The sequence below is a fragment of the Chlorogloeopsis sp. ULAP02 genome (assembly GCF_038404745.2).
Classification (GTDB): Bacteria; Cyanobacteriota; Cyanobacteriia; order Cyanobacteriales; family Nostocaceae; genus Chlorogloeopsis.
In genome coordinates this window covers 63,846-85,330 of record NZ_JAYKTT020000023.1, presented here as the reverse complement: position 1 = coordinate 85,330, position 21,485 = coordinate 63,846, and the positions used below count along the sequence as shown (strand labels likewise).

Here is a 21,485-nt window from a genome sequence, read left to right as displayed (position 1 = left end):
TCTCGAATTAGCAGATCCACTCAATCACCTCCTTGATTAAGAAAGCTTCCTTCGTCAGGAAATATGCTAAACCAAAAATCCTAAACTTTATAATATAACACCCCTAAAACGGAGATCTGTCTAACGACCCCAATCACCGGACACAGAAACCTTTGCAACTCACCAATCACTTGACTTTGTTCCGGTGCATTGGGATTGTTAGCCTGTTTACTGTTTACTGAGAGCTTGAAGTTTAGTCATCGACTGGCAACTCCCACCTCGGATTCAGCCGATTAAACGTTTCACGCTGCTGCTTGAGGTCAACTTGCGGTAAGCACTGCTCTACAAGCTCGAATGTTTCCTCCACGAGTTGTCGCAAATCATGAACTCCGCTTACAGCATCAGCTTGAAAAACACGCTCTAGTCGATTGAAAAAACTAGGCGGTTTGATGCTCATTTCTTCAGCCCAGTAGCGTGTCCACTTGAAGCCGGGATGATAAATGCGGTTCAGCCCGAACAGGATGTTGAGCAGCCTTCGCACAATGGCGCACTTGTTCTCGTATAGCATCGGGATCTCAAGGCGATCAGTCAAGACGTGTTGACCATCAAATGGGCGGAAATTCAGATGCTTTTGAACCATTGCAATTGCAAGTTCTTCAGGATAAGGAGAAAGCCGAGTTTGCCACTGTTTAATGATGTCTTCGCCTTGAAGAACCACTGCGCGTTGCAGATGAAATGCGATCGCTTGCTTCTCAAACACAAGCCCGTTTTGCGACACATCGTAACGCTCAACCACATCAATTACTATGTTATCGATTGTATCTCGCGCCCAATGACCCGCTTCGACTTTCATACCGTATAGATAGAACTGCTCCAACCACCCCTGTGTCGCTTCCCCACGCGGCTCAATTTCCCACCCTGTGACACCAACACTTTGGGCTTTTGCTTGTAATTCTTCAGCAGATGGCAGTTGTGACCAGATAAATGCCAATTCAAGGTCAGAATACTGGTCTGAAATCCCTAATACTGGTGAACCAAACACAAAACATGCTTCCACTTTGGGGTTGGTAGTAAAAGCAGGAGCGATTTTATGGGCTAAGGAAATTCGCCATACGCTGTGTTCATTCATGGTGAGGATTATAGTTTATCTAACGCAACAATGCAGTACGCAGCAGGCTAACGTTTCGGGTCAGCGGTTGCTGAGACCTTTGCATCCTACCCAAGCGGCTTTGGTCAATCCGCTGCACCCGAATTGTTAGGTGGCGCGTCAGTCTATCTCTACCATTGCCCAGTCAGCTCGCTTCAAAAGGGCTCCGGCAGGGACGCCCGGCTTCACCCAGACCACTTCGTGGCAACCTCCATCCGGGTCAGCAAATCCGAAACTTAGTAACGAGCCCATATCAGTCACCACACCATTGCCCGCACCCTCTGTGACGACACGCCGACGTAGTTCACGGAACGCCTCCTCGCTTGCCGCATTGAGCGCGAAATGGTCTAGTCGCCCGCGTTGAAACATCGGCTGAGGGTCTGGTGGCTCGACGCCGGTAACCTGGAATGGGTGCAAGACTGTATGGGGGCCGACCTCAATGAAGGTGTGGCGCAGACCATCTTCCTCCAAGTCAACAGTTACCCTTGCCTCAAAGACACGTTCGTAAAATGCGATCAGCCGATCCATATCAGCGGTGATAAACGTCAAGTGTTGGATATCGTTGAGCAGTTTCATGTGCACCTCCAGTTAGATGACTTGTTTCAGCTTTCTTGCTGTTCATCTTCTCCCGATTTACTGTATTAATTAACGCACAATGAGCTATCTTATAATTTTCGCCACAAAAAATCATCTAACGGCAAAATGCAGCGGTTGCAGATAACCTCGAACTTAGCACAGGCGGCGTTCGTCAATCCGCTGCACTGCCGTGTTAGCTGAATGCCGCCACCGATCGCCTCCATGTATCTTAACTATCCCTCTCAACCGATCACTCTCATTCACGCTGTCATCTCCGATCGCTCAATGGACACTGCGGTTCTGCCGATCGCTCCACCCACTGTCTCAACTGATCGCTTCTGGGACTTGGCGGTTTAGGTCGATCGCCTCATTGACGTGCCTCAGCCGATCGCTCAATGAACTTCTCGGTTCAGGTCGATCGCCTCATCTGCGAGTGCAAGAGTTGTGTGCGGAGCCAGCTAACGGTTCGCTTGAGCGGCTGCATACAACCTTCGCAATGCACCAAGCCCTTTTACTAGTCCGCTCCAAGCGGATTGTTATGCCGTCCGTTGCTAAGAATATTTTCGGGGATGCTTAGATTATGATGTGCCCTTGCATGTATGTTACTGCTTCTCCTGAAATCAAAACTCTTTCCCCCATGTTTTTGCAAAGCAGTTTCCCAACTCTTGGTGACAATTGCAAGGCGATCATAGAATCCTTGCCAAGTGTCTTACTCCAATAGGGAATCAATGAGCAATGAGCAGACCCTGTCACGGGATCTTCAAAAATACTCGCTTGGGGTGTGAAAAAGCGGGATACAAAATCGACATCTTTTCCTTTGGCTGTCACAACAACACCACCAGGATCAAGATTGATTTGGTTAAGAATACTTTGATTGGGTTTCAGATGTCGAATTACGTTTTCATCTTCAAACACAAGCACATAGTCTCTGGACTTCAAAATCTCTACAGGCTTATGCTGAAGTGCATCCAAAATAACTTGTGGAGCTTCACATGGTTCGGGCTTACGAGAAGGGAAATTTAAGGTTAGTAACTCCTCCTCAACTGCTACTGTAAGCTCCCCACTTTTCGACTGGAATTGGATGGAAGGCATTAAAAAATTGAGATGCCTTGCTATAACGTGTGCTGTTGCTAATGTTGCGTGACCACATAAATCCATTTCAATTTCTGGCGTAAACCAACGGATCTCAAAGCCCTCACCTAACTGAATGAAAAATGCTGTTTCAGCAACAGAGTTCTCTAGTGCGATTCGTTGCATTACATCGTCAGTTAGCCACTGTTCAAGAGGACAAACCGCAGCAGGATTACCACCGAACACTTTATCTGTGAAAGCATCAACTTGGAATATTGGCAATTTCATAATAAACTTGAAGCACCGATAGACACTTTTCAGGATACTGCCTCACCAATAACTGAAGGCGGCATAACTATTAATTATGCGGAAACTTTCCGTATATCACACTAAGCAACTTAGGTAGAGAAAGGATTACGAGCATATTATTAATAATATCAAGAAATTTTCTGGATATCGTCAATATCCAACTATATATACAGAATTTTTCCGTATAACCACCTTATTTAGGTTGGATATCTAGAAATTTTCACCGATATTATCTTTATCAGATCATAGATGGAAAAATTCGTATATTCACCTGATTTTGTACGTAAATACAGGTTTTTCAGGATATTACTTGCTGATATCCAGAATTTTTCTGGTATTTCATCCTAAATTCCCCCTCTCTGTTTGCAAAGAGGGGTTAAGAGATTACGCGCTAAAGTACTTCGCTACTGGGTGATAAGCAATAATCGCTGTTGTAGACTGTTCCGGATAAAGCTGCTCACTTTCATCCATATACAAGTTAATCTTGTCAGTTCCCAACAACTCCAGCTGCTTGTACTGATCCTGAATATTCGGACAAGCCGGATATCCAAAACTATACCTTGAGCCACGATATCGCTGTGCCAAAATATCCCGAATATTATCGGGTTCCTCAGCGCTAAAACCCAACTCTTGCCGAATTCTAGCGTGTGTCCACTCAGCCAACGCTTCCGCCACCTGCACGGCTAAACCGTGGAAATACAGATAATCTGTGTATCTATTATCTGCAAACAGCTTCTGCGCGTACTCCGTGGCAATATGTCCCACCGTCACAGCTTGCATCGGGAAGACATCAATAATTCCCGACTCCTTCGGTGTAAAGAAATCTGCAATACATAGTCTTCTCAAAGACTTCTGCCTGGGAAACTCAAACTTTGCTACTTCCTTCGCGTCCTTTGCGTCTACCCTTCGGGAAGCCGCTTCGCGTCTAATGTGGTTCGTTTCATAAATATACAGCGAATTCCCCTCAGCCTGACAAGGGAAATACCCGTAAATTACCTGTGGATGCAGCAACTTCTCCTCAAGAATTCGCTGCTTCCACTCCTCCAAAATTGGATAAACTTTCTCATTCAAGAAAGCCTGATACTCTTCCTTCGATTGCTCCTTCGGCTTGCGGAATTGCCACTGCCCTGCAACCAGAGCTTGCAAATCCAAATACCAAAATACTTCCTCTAAAGAAATATCACTAGGCTGTAACAGTTTTGTTCCCCAGAAAGGCGGTGTGGGACGTTCTATATCTACCGCCACTGCTTCCGAACGACGAGTATCTATTTCCTTTGTTTCGGTAGGTGCTGTTTCCTCAACAGTTTCTGCTTCTGTTACAGGCTTTGTATGTCCATTTTCCGATACTTTGCCATTTTCGGCAAATTCATCCAAAAAGCCGTTAAGATCATCCCACTTTCCAGAAGACTTCGCTGGCATTAATTTATCCATGAAGTGTAAATCTGAGAAAGCATCTTTGCCATATACTACCTTACCTTTGTAGGTATTTTGACAATCCTCGTGGACAAATTTGGGAGTCAGCGCCGCACCACCCAAAATTACGGGAACGGTGATTCCCTTTTCGTTAAACACCTCTAAATTCTCTTTCATGAAGGCAGTGGACTTCACGAGCAAGCCACTCATCGCGATACAATCAGCTTTGTGCTGATCATATGCCTTAATGATATTTTCCACTGGCTGTTTAATCCCCAGATTTATTACCTTATAGCCGTTGTTGGACAAAATAATATCTACGAGGTTTTTGCCAATGTCGTGGACATCGCCTTTAACTGTGGCAATAATTACTGTACCTTTAGCGTTATTACCAGCTTCGGATTTTTCCATGAAAGGTTCTAGGTAAGCAACCGCAGCTTTCATGGTTTCTGCTGACTGCAACACAAATGGTAGCTGCATTTGCCCTGAACCGAACAATTCACCCACTACTTTCATGCCATCTAGCAGAAAGGTGTTAATAATGTCGAGCGGTTTGTATGTTTCTAGGGCTTTTTCCAGGTGTTTTTCTAAACCAATCCGCTCGCCGTCAATAATGTGGCGCTTGAGCATTTCTTCAATGGGGAGATTTTCATCAACGCCTTTGTCGCGTTTGGTTGTCACCCCTTCAAACATTGTTGTTAGTTCCCCTAAGGGATCGTAAACGCAGACATTACCCTCAAATTTCCGTTCATCGTAAATTAGCTGGTGACAAACTTCTTGGTGTTGGGGTTCAATCTTTGACAGCGGTAAAATTTTGCTGGCACTGACAATAGCTGCATCCATTCCCACCGCGATCGCTTCATGCAAAAACATCGAGTTCAGCACGATTCGCGCTGCTGGGTTCAAGCCAAAGGAAACGTTGGAAACACCAAGAATAATATGGCATCCGGGCAATTCTTGGTGAATGCGGCGGATCGCTTCAATTGTAGCTTTGCCATTAGCGCGGTCTTCTTCAATACCCGTAGAAATAGGTAGTGCTAATGGATCGAAAAAGATTTCGCGGGCTGAAATGCCATATTCTATAGCTTGGTGATAGGCGCGTTGGGCAATTTGAAATTTCTTTTCGGCTGTTCGTGCCATTCCGTCTTCGTCAATGGTGCCAATTACTACACCTGCACCGTATTTCTTCGCTAACTCCAACACTTTGAGGAAACGTGGTTCTCCATCTTCGTAGTTGGTGGAGTTCAGAATACACTTACCTCCAGCGACTTTTAAACCCGCCTCCATCTTTTCCCATTCTGTGGAGTCGAGCATCAAAGGTAGTGTCACATTATTGACTAAGCGCGAGGTGACTTCGTGCATATCTCGCACGCCATCACGTCCCACATAATCCACGTTGACATCGAGAATATGTGCGCCTTCCTTGACTTGCGATCGCGCCATTGAAACCAGCCCATCCCAATCTTCGGCATTGAGCAATTCCCGGCATTTTTTAGAACCGCTGGCGTTTAACCGTTCACCGACAATTAAAAAGGAGTTATCTTGCTCGTAAGGTTGAATGCTGTAAATTGATGCTGCCGCTGGTTCTATTTGCGGCTGTCTGATTTTTGGCTTCAGGTCTTTAGCAATTTCTGCTAATTGTTGAATATGTTCTGGACGTGTCCCACAGCAACCCCCAATCACTTGGACACCCAAATCTTCAACAAAGTGCATCAACGCCATTCGCAATTCCATTGGTGTCAGACGGTAGTGTGCTTGTCCGCCGACGTTTTCAGGCAAACCCGCATTTGGAATACAGGAAACTACGAAGGGAGAATGTTGAGAAAGATACTTAATGTGCGGTTTCATTAAGTCTGGGCCAGTGGCACAGTTTAAACCGAGAATGTCTATTGGATAAGGCTCTAAAATTGTCAGTACGGCGCTAATCTCCGTACCAACTAACATAGTTCCCATAGTTTCCATTGTTACAGAAACCATCAAGGGACGCCGTTCACCTTTTTTAGCAAAAATTTCTTCAATGCCATTCAGCGCTGCTTTAATTTGCAGTACATCCTGGCAAGTCTCAACAATAAATAAATCAACACCACCATCCCAAAGTGCCTCTGCTTGCTCGGCAAAGGCGTCTTTCATTGTATCAAAATCGATGTGTCCCAAGGTTGGCAGTTTGGTTGTCGGCCCCATTGAACCAGCAACAAACCGAGGTTTTTCAGGGGTGGAATATTGCGCTGCAACGCGTTTTGCTAATTCTGCGGCTTTTTTACTGAGGTAGTAAGCTTGATCTGCCAAGTCATATTCTGCTAGAACTATCGACGTACCGCCAAAAGTATCGGTTTCGATGACATCAGCACCGGCAGCAAGAAAATCACTATGAACCTTTGCCACAGCTTCGGGATTAGTATGAACTAGGTACTCGTTGCAACCTTCATACTCAGCACCACCGAAATCGTCAGCAGTGAGATTTTGCCTTTGCAGGTTGGTTCCCATCGCGCCATCGAAGACAAGAACTGGGCGATCGGGACTATGCAGGCGTTCTAAAAAGGGATGAGTCATATTTTCCAAGCAGATTGGTTAGTCTTGCGAGCTTCGACTTAATTTATTATTTTCCAAAATTTCTAGACTTTCGGACGACTTTAGTGAAAACTAAACAGTAGTAAATTTTTTAGATCGTTTGATTCCTCGCTTTTAGGCAGGCTTAATGAATTTATCTCACTAAGTTAGTGTGTGACAATCTCAATACTGATCACGTTGCCTCACCCGCTCAAGCTTTTCGTGCTCATGTTGCTGATTGATTAGCTCACCGCTTAGAGATTCACTACACCCCTAGTAAAGATAGTTGGTTAGCCCGCATACCGTTGTAGTAACCGGGGTGCTTGCCTTGATTGATGTGGGTTTTTCACAAGAAACCCCCGAAACTCAGGTTTGAAGATGTAGGGGAGCTAGTGCAGTGGCTCGATAGGCACTTTGTATAAAGAACAGACATCTATTAAGCGGTTAGGCAAAATTAAAGTTATGGGTAGAGGCAAGGGAACAGGGAACTCTTAACGGGGAACAGCAAAAAAATGTGTAATGAATTTTGTTTAGATACTTATCTAAGGAGCTTCTTCGCAATTATTCGGGTTAAACGTAACACTATATTAAGTCCGGTTAATCAGTTATCATCATTATCTCCGCGTCTTTGCGTCTGGCTGTCTCACCGTGTCAGCCTCAATGATATGTTTTTAAACAGACACGATATGATTAGGTGATCGCAGTAATTGAAAGGAGTATGCACTTGTAGTCAGGATTTAAAGTACTCAAAAATTCAAGCACTAAAGTGCTCACTACAAACCCAACCCATCAAAAATTTCGCATTTATTCGCATTTAAAATTAGTCAAGCTACTAAACTACTATTTAATGTTTATACTATCAATCTTCTCTACTCTAAGAGTTAAAATATTATTTTCTCCTTATAGTATTCTTACTTTTTTGCGCTACTTTCTATTTTAATTGATGTATTTTCACAAAAATCTAACTTGTAAAATTACCATCATTAATGTTATCTGAGTTTCCCTGATATCCAAACTGCTAATTAGAGCCAAGCCACGTGTTGTAAATTTATTAAATAGCCTTAGTAAACCCATTTCAGAACTTCATCATATTAGTAACGATGAAACTTTCAAATTTCCAAGATGAGTCTCATTAAAGAGAAAGAGGAATTACGTAACTCTAGATTTAGGGGAAATTTTAAGGTTATTTTTTGACAGTTTTTACATTAGATTGAAACATTTGAAAGCAGGTTTTACAAGATGTTTCGTCAACAAATATCGCTGGCATCAGTAGCAACCGCATTAGCTTTGAGTACTGTTTCTTCTTCCTCAGCAGTCTCTTCTATTGTTCTTCCTGTACTTGCCCAATCGTCGGGTATCAGTACTTCTTTTCCTGTTCCACAATCTGTTCCTAATGGTACACAAGTGCAGATTAATGGCACACCCAGTATGGAAAAGATTAATCAGGCACTTGCACAACAGTTTAAAGCTAAGTTTCCAGGTACAGAGGTCAATATTGGTTACGATGGAACAGATGCTTCTGTACAAGCGTTAGGGGATGGAAAGATTGATGTGGCTGCGATTGGTCGTTCGCTCACCCAAGTAGAACAAGCGCGAGGAATTGCAACTGTTCCTATTAGCCGTAACAAGATTGCTGTAATTATCGGAAAGGATAATCCGTTTAATAGTAGCCTAACTTCTGAACAGTTTGCTAGAATCTTTCGGGGCGAAATTACCAATTGGTCGCAAGTTGGGGGAGCTCCCCAAGCAATTCGCTTGATTGATCGCCCAGAAAATAGTGACTTACGGCAAGCACTTCAAAATTATCCCGTTTTTCAGAAAGCTCCATTTCAAACGGGTGCAAATGCTGTCAAACTTACACAAGACACTACCGAAGCGGTAATCAAACAATTAGGAGCGGATGGCATTGGGTATGCGATCGTCGATCAGGCTATAAATAACCCCAATGTCCAAGTTGTGCCGCTACACAATGTTCCTCCCACCGATCCCCGTTATCCATTCTCCCAACCTTTGGGATATGCTTACCAAAAAGCCAATCCTAGTCCTGCCGCTGCTGCATTTTTAGGCTATGCAACTGCTCCTGAAAACCAGCAAATCATTGAACAAGCTAGGGCGGGGAATGCGATCGCTGCTCCTAAAGCAACTCCTTCACCTACAACCGAAGCAACTCCTTCACCTGCAACCACTCCCGCCACCACAGCTACAACAGAATCTCAAGGTGAGTTTCCGTGGTGGTGGTTGTTGCTAATTCCGTTACTGGGTTTGGGTGGATTGTTGTGGTGGTTAAGTCGGCGCACCACTGCTCCCACCCATACACCAGTGGCAGCACCTGTTCCTGCTGCTCCAGTCAGTCTTCCTGAGAGCCGGATAATTTTGACACCCCGAAATTGCAAAAATGCTTATGCTTACTGGGAAATTCCCAATCAGGTGAAAGCAGATTTGCAACAGCAAGGAGGACATAAATTAAAACTGCGCCTATACGATGTCACTGATATCGATATGGATCGGCAAACACCACACAGCACCAAGGAGTTTGATTGCGATCCACAAGCGCAAGATTTGCACATACCAATTACAACAGACAACCGTGATTATGTTGCTGAACTCGGTTATGTTAACCACAGTAATCGTTGGCTGAAAATTGCTCGTTCGGCTCCAGTGCGGGTTCCTGCCTGTAAACCTGTTGTTGGGATCCCGACTGTGGTAGCAGCTAATTCTTTAGTCAGCGATCGCCCGGTAACAAAAGATGAAAGTCGTTTGATCATGGTGCCTCGCAACTCCAAAGATGCTTATGTTTACTGGGAAGTTCCAGAAGCACGCAAAGCTGAACTCCGGCAACAAGGTGGACAACAACTAGCACTTCGTGTTTACGATACTACAGGCATCGATCTAGAACAACAGCCTGCTCATAGAGTTCGGGAAATAGAATGTGATGAGCAAGCATCAGATTTGCATATCCCTATTGCTGAGAGTGATCGCGACTATGTTGCAGAATTAGGCTATGTCACTGCCGATGCACGTTGGCTAAAACTTGCTCGCTCCGCTCCTGTAAAAGTTCCATATACTTTCTCACAGGACAGTACAGCTAGACTTTCCAACGATGGAGCCAACTCTGAGCGAGTTGAGAATATATCCAAGGCAACGACTAACATAGCTGGAGATATAGCAAATCAATTCGGCGGAACAATTGCAGGAGGTACTGCCGCAGTTGCAGGAATCGGTGAAGCCGCTCGATCATTTGTAGATAGAGGACAGTCTAATCGTGGTGACGATGTTTGGCAACAAGCAGCGGTTCATCTACGCACAGATGATACTCAACCAACCATGAAGGGCGACTGCCGAATTATCTTAGTACCTCGTAACTCTGGAGATGCTTACGCCTATTGGGAAATCTCCGATGAATATAAAGAAGCTGCGCGACAGCAGGGCGGACGCAGGTTGATGTTGCGAGTTCACGATGTGACAAATCTTGATATTGACAATCAGCAAGCCCACAGCACTCAAGAGTATAGATGTGATGAGCACGATCAAGACAAGCATATTTCCATTCCAGTTAGCGATCGCGACTACATTGCAGAAATAGGTTACTACACAGATGAAAATCGTTGGTTAAGGATTATTCGCTCCTTCCACGTTCATGTGCCATCAGACAAGGGCCAACAGAGCATGAGACGCGGAGACTGAGAGACGCGGAGAATCTATCAAAAACATTCCCCGTGTCTTTGCGTCCCCACCTCCCCGTGTCCTCTTCCCGATACCCAATCCCCAATTATCAATCTTTAAAGTGAGGAGATAAAATATGGGACTTTTCTTTGACGTTCTCAGTGCAATTAACAATCCCAATCAGCAGGGAAGTGTTAATCAACTAGAGTCAATCACAAACTCGATTCAGCAGTTGGCAACAAATCGAGGCATCCAGCCATCTCAAATCCAAAGTGCAATGTCAGTTTTGGGCAATATACTTCGTCCCACACTACAAAAGCAACAGTCAGCTTTAGGTGGCGCTCAGTTACAAAATCTCATTAATCAAGCTGTCACTACTAGTGCAAGTGCATCTGGGCAACAATCTCTGCTGTCGCCTCAGTTACAGCAGCAAATAGTTCAAGCAGTTTCTCAAAAAACAGGATTAAGCCCCAATATGATTCAGGCTGCTTTGCCAAGTTTAATTTCGGCGGTGTTAGGTTTCTTAAATATGGGTGCTACTATACCTGGTATTCAAGCCTCAAATCCGATTTTAAATACTTTTCTAGATAGCGATCGCGATGGTGACACAGATTTGGGCGATGTTCTGAGATTTGCCAATCGTTTTATTAATCCACCAGCTACTTCGTAATTGGAGGATATAAGCCAGAAGACATAGCAGACATAATTAAATGTAAAATGTCAATTTCTAGAGCGCAGACAAAAACAGTCTTTTACCCTCTGTCTTGAAAGTCGGGAACTCTTAACACGGTTGGGGGAACGGGGAACAGTACGAATTTCACTTTCATTCTTGGCGGGTGAAAGTTGTTTCCTACTGACTGCCTATTACTTAAGTAGAGCGAGTAAATAGGGGCTAGGGATTAGGAACTAGGGATTAGGAATAAATAAATTTCAATCCCCAAATCCTAATCCCCTTTTTAGTATGTAGTTCGGCAAGAGCTACTTAGCTGGAAATTGAGTTTTAGTGATCGCTGATCTAATCTTAATGTTGCTTGTCTCAACTTATTTAGAAGCTACAACCCTTTTTGAGCAATGCTTACAAAAATGGAAACTTGTGATTATAAAAATTTATGTAGAACACAACAGCTTGAGCAAACACTCTGTGATAAGATTTTCTGTTAAGGCTAGGCTAACGCTAATTTTTGATTTTTCCTATAATTTTAGCCATAAAAATGGTGAAAAAATAGGATTTCCTTTCACACAAATGAGATCAATGCTGAAAAATTAGCAGTGATTAAGGAAATTTAGGCACTAAGTGAATTAGTCGTCAACTCAAATTTAATAAAAAAACTATTGTCAGAATAGGCAGGGATTTATCTTACCATTTTTCAAATGGTCTATATAAATTTCATAATTTTTACAGCTGACTAACATACAATTTTTTGATTCTTTTACTCTCAAACATAGAGCTAAACTCAAAATCATCAAGGAAAACCCTATTAAACACTATCAAGCTTTAAAAATTAAAAATTCAGAGGTTGAAAAACTAAAGTGGAAATAAAAATAAAAATTGTTGGATTTACAATAAGCATGGGTTAAATTACAGCTGTTGTTTTCAATTACACTCACAATCTTCAAATATAAATTTAAAAAAGAAAAAACACGCCATTTTTTCATTTTTAATGAGATTGCGTTACAGGAAAAAGAACATAATAAATTTAGAAAAAGGATTAATTATAGAGTTAAATCATCCTCAAATAACTTAAAGATTTAGGTGAAGATAGTAGATACAAACAAGATTGCAGTTAGATCATAATTTTTGGTAACACTGAAGTAGCTTTAATTGTTTGTAGTTTACTCATATCAGTCTAACTTGCGGAGTAATTTCCTTACTAAGACTGATTCATTTTCTACAATTTTTACTATAATTAACTCTCAGCTAACTAACCTTCTCTATTGCACAATTAACCATATGCTAAAGCCATTGAGATACGGCTTTTACTAAATAGTCAGCTGAGTTTTTAGATTTTGAATTCAGTGAATAGATACAGTTAACCAAGTGGAATGGACGTCTGAATCTGTTAACTGTTAGTGTTTAGTGCAGTTATCGCAAACATAGTAATCGCAATCACAGGAGATAAGACAATGAAAAAGGTGTTATTAGTAATATCTGAATGGGGTTACTGGGGAGAAGAACTGATTGGGCCGTTGGAGGCGTGCGATGCCGCCGGATATGACATCACGTTCTTGACTCCAACTGGAAAAAAGCCAACTCCACTTTCGGTTAGTTGTGCGCCTGGCTATACCGATCCACCTTTGGGGCGATCAGTCACATCAGAACAAATGGCAGAAAAAACACGCAAAGTGGATTATTCCAATCGCCTAGATCATCCCAAGAGCCTTGCTCATTGGTTTCCGCAGCGAGCCTACCCCAGTTCTGCAACTTATCTTAGAGACATGGAAGCCTATTACAAGAAAATTGACCAGATTGTTGCTGAAGAACTAGTTGAATACGACGCTTTGGTGATTGTCGGTGGTAGTGGGGCAATGATTGATTTGGCGAATAATTATCGATTGCACGAACTCATTATCGGCTTTTATAAGCTCAACAAACCGATCGCTGCTGAGTGCTACGGTGTTGCCTGCCTGGCATTTGCACGGGACTTCAGAGAGAAAAAGAGCTTGATTTGGGGCAAGCACGTCACTGGTCATCCGATTGACTATGACTATATGGATGGGACGGGATTTGAAGGCCCCCATGCAATTGATGGTACGAACAAGGGATTTGGTGATGGGTATATCAATTTTGGCCCTCCGTTTTACCCGCTAGAGTTTATTCTCCGTGATGCAGTTGGGCCTGAAGGTGCTTACATTGGCAGAGTCGGTCATGAGACTTCTGTAATGGTTGACTATCCCTTTATTACCAGTCGTTCCACAGCTTCCTCTGTAGAGTGCGGTCGCGTTTTGGTCACAGTTCTAGAAAAAGGACTGACACGCTACGGGTGGTAAGCAATAGAGAAATACTGGAACAGCTATAAGCCCTGCATGAGGCAATCAATAATGAACAAAACTGGGCGCTTTGCAATTCTGGAGCAATTTCTTGCAGATGGCATCCGTTATATATTTGGTAATCCTGGTACAGTTGAGCAGGGTTTTCTTGATGCCCTCTGGAATTACCCAGATCTGAAGTACATTTTGACGTTACAAGAGACAGTTGCAGTCATGGCAGCCGATGGTTATGCCAGAGCAATTCGCAAGCCTGCAGTAGTGCAGATACACAGTACCCCTGGTTTAGGGAATGCGATCGGTGCTCTTTATCAGGCAAAACGGGGTCACTCGCCACTAGTCGTGATCGGTGGAGATGCTGGAATTAAGTATCAGGCGATGGATGCTCAAATGGCAGGTGATTTAGTAGCTTTTGCTGAACCTGTTACCAAATGGTCAACGATGGTAAAAGAGCCATCTTCTCTCCTGCGCGTTTTGCGACGAGCCATCAAAATTGCTGCTACTCCCCCAACAGGGCCAGTATATGTTTGCTTGCCCCAAGATATTTTAGACGCTCCTGTAACTGAGGAGGTGAGACCAACTTCTTTCCCTTCCACTAAAGTAGTACCAGACGAAGAGTTGCTCAATTGTGCAGCTGCTATGTTGGCAGCCGCTCAAAAACCTATTTTTTTTGTGGGTGATGGAGTAGCTTTTTCTGGCGCGCAGGATGAATTAGTACGCGTTGCAGAGATATTAGGCGCAGAGGTATGGGAAGCGGATGCTGGTGAATTAAATATGAGCCATGTGCATCCTTTGTACCAAGGGGCGACAGGGCATATGTTTGGCTATCAAAGCCTGCCCATAACTTCTAAAGGAGATGTCAACTTAGTTTGTGGTAGCTACCTTTTACCAGAGGTTTTCCCTGAATTAGGTAATATTTTTGCTCCAGGGGCAAAAGTTATTCACATAGATCTAAATGCCTATGAGATTGCAAAAAATCATCCAGTCGATCTGGGGATGGTTAGCGATCCCAAACTCACCCTTGGGAAGCTGGCGGCTGTCTTAGAAAGCGTCATGACACAAGAGCAGAAAGCAACTGCCCAAGCAAGAGCAGATGAAATTGCGCAAGCAAAAGCAGACAAGCATGAGAGTGAGTTAGAGCGCGATCGCATAGATTGGGATGCACTACCTCTGCATTTATCTCGCTTTATGGCAGAACTGGCGACGCAATTACCGGAGGATGCCATTATCTTCGATGAAGCTTTGACAAACTCTCCGGCAGTGACACGCTACAGACCGACAACTAAACCAGGACATTACTTTCTAACTCGTGGCGGTTCTTTGGGTGTGGGCATACCAGGAGCGATCGGTGCTAAAATTGCCAACCCCGACAAGACAGTGATTGGGTTTACAGGTGACGGCGGGGCTATGTATACCATTCAAGCTCTCTGGACAGCGGCTCGCCACAATGTAGATGCGAAGTTTGTTGTCTGCAATAACAGATCTTATCGAATATTGCAGTTGAACATCCAAGCTTACTGGAAAGAACAAGGTATTCCAGAGCATGATTTTCCCCTGAGTTTTGATTTATCCAAGCCAGCTATTCGCTTTGATGAAATCGCCCGTTCGATGGGTGTTGAGTCCATCCGGGTTGAAAAACCTGAAGAAATTGCTCCGGCAATCAAGCAGGCATTGTCACATAACGGGCCATTTTTAATTGACCTGGTTTTAGAGGGTAATGTTCACCCAGAAATGATTGGGATCAGGTGTGGGCAGTAGTAAGGGAAAACGCTATGTATCAAGGCTCTAATTACCAGGGTGGGCAACAAAAGAAAGTGACGCGGCGAAGAATGTTGCTTGGTGGAACTGGACTCTCAGCACTATTTTTGAGTGGTGTTCGCCCTGCTCAAATCTCTGCTCATACACCTAAAGCATCACATTCATCCAAGGATATGCCTATGCTTCCCTTTAGACTGTTTTACGTCAGCATATCAACTCCAGATATTGATAGAGCCGTCAAATGGTATCAGGAGAAGCTTGGATATCAGATATTTACAAGAAAAGATTTTCCGGATTTTGGAACGCGAATTGCCGTTTTAGAGTTAGATGACTTCAGACTTGAACTCATAGAGCAAAATGGCTCAGTGCCAATCTCACCACCGCGTAATGATCCCCCTGCTCACACTAACATTCAAGGTATTTCGCAATTTGCTCTTCTGGTAGATAATCTTGATGCCAAGATTGCAGAACTCAAAAGCAAAGGAATTGAAACACTCTGGGTAAAACGAGTAGATTACGATCTCCAGTTAAGCTTTCAGTTTATTAAAGACTGTGATGGCAATCTGATTCAGTTTGTCGAATTGATGCCTGAGGCTATAAAACATCTCAATGAAATCAGTCGAAGGCATTGCTAATGCTGCCAACCTGCCTATGGTGTCAAAAGTCTTTGACGTTTAAAGGTTATTAATATCATGCTCCTTTCGAGTATCACGAAAGTCTTGAAGACATCAACGACAAACAAATCCAGAAATATGCCGCTATCATTTCAGAAAATCTTGTCTATATTTGGTATTTCACAATCTTCATCAAAGAAGAACGTGATTTATCAAGACTCCGACAAACAGGGTAGGCGACAAAAGAAACTAACACGGCGAAGAATGTTACTTCTAGCTGGAGTTGGACTCTCAGTCATAGTTTTGATTAGTTTTAATCCCCTGCAAATCTCTGCCCAACAGCCTAAAAAATTACTGCCGCCTAACGATATCCTTGCAATTGGGCAGCTTAACAGCAACTATTTCTATGCCCTTGATGGACTTCTAGAGGGTTACAACGCTGCCAAATGGGCAGATACATTTACACCTGATGGCACATTCTTGCTAAAGAACGCGGATGGAACACTCATAACACAAGCCACAGGAACGCAGGAGTTGATCGATGTTTATAACACCTTTCCTGATGTGCAAACTACTCGGCACTGGAACAATAACCTCACAATTGAACCTGATTTTGGAGGTGCGAAAGGAGGATGTTATATCATCGCCATGGATATTGGGAATATTCCCGCCTCTATCATCAGAACTGGATTATACGAAGATCGGTTAGTGAAAATTGCTGACACTTGGAAATACCAAAGCCGGAGCCTCATCCTCGATCCCAACGTCCCGCCGCCAAATATGAACAATTAGTCAATAGTTTTCGAGATAAATAACGTAATTAGAACTTACCCACGAGTTACGGAAGAATCAAACCGCTCTAGGCACGGAGAAATAAGAGTTAGAGAGTTATTTTGAGTAAGTCCTAGTAAAGCTACTATATTCATGAGGTTTTTATGATCCATCAACTGATATTTGCCCACCCTAAACCTGGTATGACTGAGAAGGAATTCCAGAATTACTGGGTCAATTTTCATGCAGTTTACTATGCTAGTAAAATTCCTCAGATCAAGCGTTACTTGATTGATACTCGTATCCCATTTGGTCAGGAACCAGAAGATCCTCTTTTTAGTGGTGTAGCGGAAATATGGCTAGAGAATGAAGAAGAGCAATTAGCATCCCTTCAGACGAAGGAATTTTTAGCAGGTGCAAGACTAGATGAACCTAATTGGGCTGCTTTCTGGCGAACTGTGGTTTTGGATACAACAACTCACGTCTTGATGGAAGGTGAGCCTTTGCAAAAAGATTCGACTATGGTTAAAGTTTTTGCTCTAGTCAAGCGTAAAGCTGGGATGCCGCTAGAGGAATTTCGCAAGTACAGTTTAGAGGTTCATGCACCAAAGGATCTAAAACTTCCAGGTTTGCGACGTTATCTTCAGTGTCATGTGCGCGATAGTTTCTATGCAATTGGGGAATCTATCTTAGACTGCGTTTCCCAGCTTTGGTTTGATGATGTCCAATCACTTGAAAAAGCTCTAAATTCGCCACAAGGCAAAGAAGCTGAACAGGATTTGGCTAATTTTATCGAACCCAAATATGTCCACACTTTTGTTGCAACCGAACATTGGGTTATAGGGCCACAGCCGCGTTAAAAGCATTCATCCAGAAGGGAAACAACTATGAATGTACAAGCAATTATAATTGGTAGCGGCTTTGGTGGGGCTGTAGCCGCATTGCGTTTAGGAGAGGCTGGAATTGAAACAGTGGTGCTAGAAAGAGGGCGTCGCTGGACAATTGAAGATCCGACTCAAAATGCTACTTTTGCAACCTTTAGAAATCCAGATGGGCGAGCAGAGTGGCTAAATAAAGTCACTAAAACTCCAGGTTATGAGGGAATTGCGATCGAGAAATATACCGGAGTGCTGGAAATCCTTGAAAGAGGAAATTATAAGTTTCTCGTCGGTTGTGGTGTTGGCGGTGGCTCGCTTGCTTATGGAGGTATTCTCATTCAGCCACCACGGGAATTATTTGAGCAGGTATTTCCTAGCTCGATTAGCTATGAACAGATGGATTCTGTCTATTTTCCACGGGTTCACTCTGTAATTGGCTCTGCACCTATCCCCGATGATGTTCTAGAGAGTGAATATTATCTGGGACTAAAGGTATTAGAACAACACGCACTCAAAGCAGGATTTCCTTATGTTGAGTCAACAAACACTGGCTTAACTAACGGTATTAATCGATTTCCAATGGGGGTAGATTGGGATATTGTCCGTGAGGAAATGGCAGGAAAAAGAGTTCCTTCTGTGATTGCAGCTGAGTTTTGGTTTGGCAATAACAGTGGCGGCAAGAAAACTCTCGATCAAAACTATCTCAAGTTGGCTGAACAAACAGGTTCAGTTGAAATTCGCACTCACCATCTCGTGACCAAAGTTGCTGAAAAACCAGAAGGAGGTTATGAAGTTTCGGTAGACATAATTAACGATCGCGGCGAAGTTATTGACCAGCAAAAATTAACCTGCCAATACTTATTTATGGCTGCTGGTGTGATGGGAACTTGCGAACTCCTCATTAAAGCGAAAGCAAAAGGAGATTTACCAAGAATTAATGATACTCTCGGTCAAGGATTTGGCAACGATGGGGATACCTATGCCTTTCGCACTAATCTCTCAGAAAAGACTAATCCGCATTTAGGCGGCCCAGGGGCGATCGTTGTTCTTAATTACGAGAATCCCATCTATCCCTGTGTAATGATGCGAGCGCCGTTACCGAGATTTGAAACGGATTTTCCCGATCGCAATGTTATCGGTAGCTTTGTGTTTGCGATGACTCCTCATCGGGGTAATTTTAGTTACGAGCCAGCTTCAGATACAGTCCAATTAAATTTTGAAAGTGATCCCAAAGCGAAAGAAGCCGCTAAGTATTTAGCCGAATTACTGAGTCAAAAAAATGGAGGTGACGTTCCTCCAATTGCAGCTCAAGTCACAGGTCATCAGTTGGGAGGAGCCTGCATAGGTCAAGTTTGCGATGATTGCGGTCGTGTAGCTGGACATCCAAACCTGTATGTCGTGGACGGGTCTTTAATTCCAGGCTCTAGTACCTGTGTTAATCCGGCTCTAACAATTGCCGCGATCGCCGAGCGGTGTTTGGATCGGATTTTGGACGAAGATATCAAACCTTCATAGATTTTTTCTTTTTTCGCATTCAGGTTAGCCGCTATTGAATTATTAATTGCTGAGGTGAACCATGAGCCAGGAAGAAACACAAAAAATTGCCGAAAAGTGGTTTCAAGCCCTAGATCGAGCTGACTATGAAACTGCGATGAGTTGTCTGGCAGACGATATTGAGTGGATTAATCTACAACCTGTAAAGGGCGTCAGCGATATTATTCCTTGGATTGGCACATCCCACGGTGTGGCAGAGGTGACTCAATCCTTTCAAGCCCGCGATCGCATCGCAGATGTGAAGGTTTTTAAACCAGTTGATTTGGTCGTCCAAGGCGATCAAGCATTTGGCACAGTGCATGATATCACAACAGTTAAAGCGACTGGACTCACCTTTGACATTACTTTTGCCACTTGGATGCAAATTCAAAATGGCAAGATTGTCAAATGGAAATCTTACTGCGATCCCTCCCCAATTATTGCTGCATTGCGGGGAGATTCAAGAGCGCGTTTGATTGAAGCTGTAGAAAATGACGATATTGAAGCAGCCGAGAGTTTGCTCCAACAGGGTGCAGATCCTAATACCCGCAATCCAGAAAATGGATTAACTGTATTAATGACCGCAGCCTGTCATGGCAATGTTGAAATGGTGAAATTGTTGTTGGATGCTGGAGCAGATGTTCTAACGACTGATAGCAAAACTGGGGCGACTCCTTTGCACAAAGCTTGTCAGGGCGGTAGTGTCGAAGTCGCGAAGTTACTACTAGATGCTGGAGCGTTTTTTGATGCTGTCACCCCCACAATGGGGCATACCCCAATTATGGATGCTCTATGGTACAAGTGGCCGGAGTTAGTGAGGCTAATCGTTGAACGGGGAGCTAATCTGCGTTTGAGTACCCACTATGGCTTTACTTTAGACGATCACCTCAACTTTGAACTCAATGTTAACCAAGGGGAAGAAAAGCAGAAATTTATCACCATTAAAGAAATTATTGACGCGGGTAGAAAAGCTGCCCAAGAAAGCATTGAGTCTCAAAAAGTAATGGCAGCAACCAATCATGGTGATTTTGAGACAGTCAAGCAGTTGATTGGAAATGGATCTGATGTCAATACCGTTTACCCTCACGTCAACTCTTTTTTAGATGGGCATACTCCCCTTTTAGTTGCCGCCCGTGATGGACATACAGAAATTGTCAGAGAACTGCTCAAGGCGGGTGCGAAAGTCAGGGTCGAAGACTGGGTGTTTAAAGGCGCTCCGATTCATAAAGCAACTTATAACGGTAATCCGGAAATTTTGAAAATGCTGGTTGAACACCCCGATATCGATTTGGATGTTCAGGGGCCAATCAACGGTTATACTCCCCTTCACGATGCTCTTTGGCATGGATATAGCGAATGTGCGGAGATCCTGATTAAAGGCGGTGCCAAATTAGACTTGAAAGGACACGACGGTAAAACACCTTGGGACATTGCTGTTGACGTATTTGGTGCGGATGGTGAGATTCCAAAACTAATCCGCTCAAAAACAATGGGAAATTCTCCAGTTCCAAACAAGGTTTGATAGTACCTATTGAAGACTACAAAACTATTAAGTTACCCGCAGACGACTTTAGACTGTAGGAAATGGACTATGTTAGTTTCTCATTTAGATAAATCGGGAACTCAGAATCATTTGAAGGGTGTGCCTAAAAGCCGGGAAGAAAAAGCAACACTACAAGGGAAAAAAATTGGCATCCTAATTGAGAGTGACTTTTACGAACACGAAATTTGGTACTACCATTACCGCTTTGCAGAAGAAGGTGCTGAAGCTCATCTCCTTACCCGCTTGTGGGGTCAGCAATCTATAACTTTCAAGGGACACGAATATCATGCACCGCTTGATTGTAATGAAAGTTTTGAAAATATAGATGATGACGAACTCAATACCTATGCTGCCATCATTGTGCCGTCTGCTTTTGTGTCCGATCGCCTCAGATACACAGAGGATGTGAATAAACTCCCGCCAGCAACTGGATTTATTAAACAAGCTTTCGCCAATCAAAATATTCTCAAAGGCATAATTTGTCATGGAATGTGGCTAGTTGCACCTGTACCAGAACTGGTGCGCGGTCGTCACGTCACCTGTCATAACAATTTGCATGGCGATGTTGTGAATATGGGCGCAATTTATACCGATGAAGATGTGGTGGTAGATGGGGATTTAGTCACAGGACGCACTGGCGCTCATTGTCATTTGTTTGCCAAGAAAATTATTGAAATGCTGGCTTCAAGTTAAATATC

The 21,485-nt window shown here is 43.5% G+C and carries 15 protein-coding genes; 11 read left to right on the top strand and 4 right to left on the bottom strand.

All coding sequences use genetic code 11. The annotated features are described in order from the left end of the window. Positions 1-232: 232 nt before the first annotated feature. Complete coding sequence (locus U2718_RS10740; protein WP_342003166.1) at positions 233-1,108, bottom strand: DUF4037 domain-containing protein; 876 nt, start codon at positions 1,106-1,108, stop codon at positions 233-235. Between the two features lie 138 nt (positions 1,109-1,246). After that, positions 1,247-1,702 (bottom strand): VOC family protein, encoded by a 456-nt coding sequence (locus tag U2718_RS10735; protein ID WP_016876121.1) that lies wholly within the window; start codon positions 1,700-1,702, stop codon positions 1,247-1,249. 190 nt (positions 1,703-1,892) lie between these two features. Between U2718_RS10735 and U2718_RS10730 the strand changes: the two genes are divergently transcribed. After that, on the top strand, positions 1,893-2,279 hold the full coding sequence (locus U2718_RS10730) for a hypothetical protein (protein WP_342003167.1): 387 nt from the start codon (positions 1,893-1,895) through the stop codon (positions 2,277-2,279). Here U2718_RS10730 and U2718_RS10725 read toward each other — a convergent pair. Beyond that, positions 2,276-3,061, bottom strand: a complete 786-nt coding sequence (locus tag U2718_RS10725) for a PhzF family phenazine biosynthesis protein (RefSeq protein WP_342003169.1) — start codon at positions 3,059-3,061, stop codon at positions 2,276-2,278. The genes U2718_RS10730 and U2718_RS10725 overlap by 4 nt on opposite strands. Before the next feature lie 405 nt (positions 3,062-3,466). Next, a complete protein-coding gene (gene metH / locus U2718_RS10720) occupies positions 3,467-7,045 on the bottom strand; it encodes a methionine synthase (protein ID WP_342003170.1) in 3,579 nt (1,192 codons plus the stop codon). Between the two features lie 1,236 nt (positions 7,046-8,281). On the opposite strand from metH, the gene U2718_RS10715 reads away from it, so the two are divergent. From U2718_RS10715 to U2718_RS10670, 10 genes are all read left to right on the top strand, one after another. After that, complete coding sequence (locus U2718_RS10715) at positions 8,282-10,726, top strand: extracellular solute-binding protein (protein ID WP_342003171.1); 2,445 nt, start codon at positions 8,282-8,284, stop codon at positions 10,724-10,726. 115 nt (positions 10,727-10,841) lie between these two features. Next, positions 10,842-11,375: a DUF937 domain-containing protein gene (locus tag U2718_RS10710; protein WP_342003172.1), complete on the top strand. Its 534-nt coding sequence runs from the start codon at positions 10,842-10,844 to the stop codon at positions 11,373-11,375. A 1,454-nt stretch (positions 11,376-12,829) separates the two neighbouring features. Continuing rightward, on the top strand, positions 12,830-13,693 hold the full coding sequence (locus U2718_RS10705) for a type 1 glutamine amidotransferase domain-containing protein (RefSeq protein ID WP_342003174.1): 864 nt from the start codon (positions 12,830-12,832) through the stop codon (positions 13,691-13,693). Positions 13,694-13,744: 51 nt separating this feature from the next. Beyond that, positions 13,745-15,448, top strand: a complete 1,704-nt coding sequence (locus U2718_RS10700; RefSeq protein WP_342003175.1) for a thiamine pyrophosphate-binding protein — start codon at positions 13,745-13,747, stop codon at positions 15,446-15,448. A gap of 14 nt (positions 15,449-15,462) precedes the next feature. Beyond that, positions 15,463-16,083 carry a VOC family protein gene (locus tag U2718_RS10695; RefSeq protein WP_342003176.1) on the top strand — a complete coding sequence of 207 codons (621 nt, stop codon included), beginning with the start codon at positions 15,463-15,465 and terminating at the stop codon, positions 16,081-16,083. Positions 16,084-16,200: 117 nt separating this feature from the next. Beyond that, on the top strand, positions 16,201-16,854 hold the full coding sequence (locus U2718_RS10690) for a nuclear transport factor 2 family protein (protein ID WP_342003177.1): 654 nt from the start codon (positions 16,201-16,203) through the stop codon (positions 16,852-16,854). A 143-nt stretch (positions 16,855-16,997) separates the two neighbouring features. Further along, on the top strand, positions 16,998-17,693 hold the full coding sequence (locus tag U2718_RS10685) for an EthD family reductase (protein WP_342003178.1): 696 nt from the start codon (positions 16,998-17,000) through the stop codon (positions 17,691-17,693). Between the two features lie 27 nt (positions 17,694-17,720). Further along, the gene (locus U2718_RS10680) at positions 17,721-19,226 is read left to right on the top strand and encodes a GMC oxidoreductase (protein ID WP_342003180.1); all 1,506 of its coding nucleotides are present in this window, start codon (positions 17,721-17,723) and stop codon (positions 19,224-19,226) included. Between the two features lie 61 nt (positions 19,227-19,287). Further along, positions 19,288-20,766, top strand: a complete 1,479-nt coding sequence (locus U2718_RS10675; RefSeq protein WP_342003181.1) for an ankyrin repeat domain-containing protein — start codon at positions 19,288-19,290, stop codon at positions 20,764-20,766. A gap of 69 nt (positions 20,767-20,835) precedes the next feature. Further along, the gene (locus tag U2718_RS10670; RefSeq protein ID WP_342003182.1) at positions 20,836-21,480 is read left to right on the top strand and encodes a DJ-1/PfpI family protein; all 645 of its coding nucleotides are present in this window, start codon (positions 20,836-20,838) and stop codon (positions 21,478-21,480) included. Positions 21,481-21,485: the final 5 nt, after the last annotated feature.

Bases quoted from the DNA above. Each gene is read 5' to 3' on its own strand.
- U2718_RS10735 (WP_016876121.1), bottom strand. From the start codon at position 1,702: ATGAAACTGCTCAACGATATCCAACACTTGACGTTTATCACCGCTGAT.
- U2718_RS10690 (WP_342003177.1), top strand. From the start codon at position 16,201: ATGCCGCTATCATTTCAGAAAATCTTGTCTATATTTGGTATTTCACAA.
- U2718_RS10740 (WP_342003166.1), bottom strand. From the start codon at position 1,108: ATGAATGAACACAGCGTATGGCGAATTTCCTTAGCCCATAAAATCGCT.
- U2718_RS10675 (WP_342003181.1), top strand. From the start codon at position 19,288: ATGAGCCAGGAAGAAACACAAAAAATTGCCGAAAAGTGGTTTCAAGCC.
- U2718_RS10715 (WP_342003171.1), top strand. From the start codon at position 8,282: ATGTTTCGTCAACAAATATCGCTGGCATCAGTAGCAACCGCATTAGCT.
- U2718_RS10670 (WP_342003182.1), top strand. From the start codon at position 20,836: ATGTTAGTTTCTCATTTAGATAAATCGGGAACTCAGAATCATTTGAAG.
- U2718_RS10710 (WP_342003172.1), top strand. From the start codon at position 10,842: ATGGGACTTTTCTTTGACGTTCTCAGTGCAATTAACAATCCCAATCAG.
- U2718_RS10685 (WP_342003178.1), top strand. From the start codon at position 16,998: ATGATCCATCAACTGATATTTGCCCACCCTAAACCTGGTATGACTGAG.
- U2718_RS10700 (WP_342003175.1), top strand. From the start codon at position 13,745: ATGAACAAAACTGGGCGCTTTGCAATTCTGGAGCAATTTCTTGCAGAT.
- U2718_RS10725 (WP_342003169.1), bottom strand. From the start codon at position 3,061: ATGAAATTGCCAATATTCCAAGTTGATGCTTTCACAGATAAAGTGTTC.
- metH (WP_342003170.1), bottom strand. From the start codon at position 7,045: ATGACTCATCCCTTTTTAGAACGCCTGCATAGTCCCGATCGCCCAGTT.
- U2718_RS10695 (WP_342003176.1), top strand. From the start codon at position 15,463: ATGTATCAAGGCTCTAATTACCAGGGTGGGCAACAAAAGAAAGTGACG.
- U2718_RS10705 (WP_342003174.1), top strand. From the start codon at position 12,830: ATGAAAAAGGTGTTATTAGTAATATCTGAATGGGGTTACTGGGGAGAA.
- U2718_RS10680 (WP_342003180.1), top strand. From the start codon at position 17,721: ATGAATGTACAAGCAATTATAATTGGTAGCGGCTTTGGTGGGGCTGTA.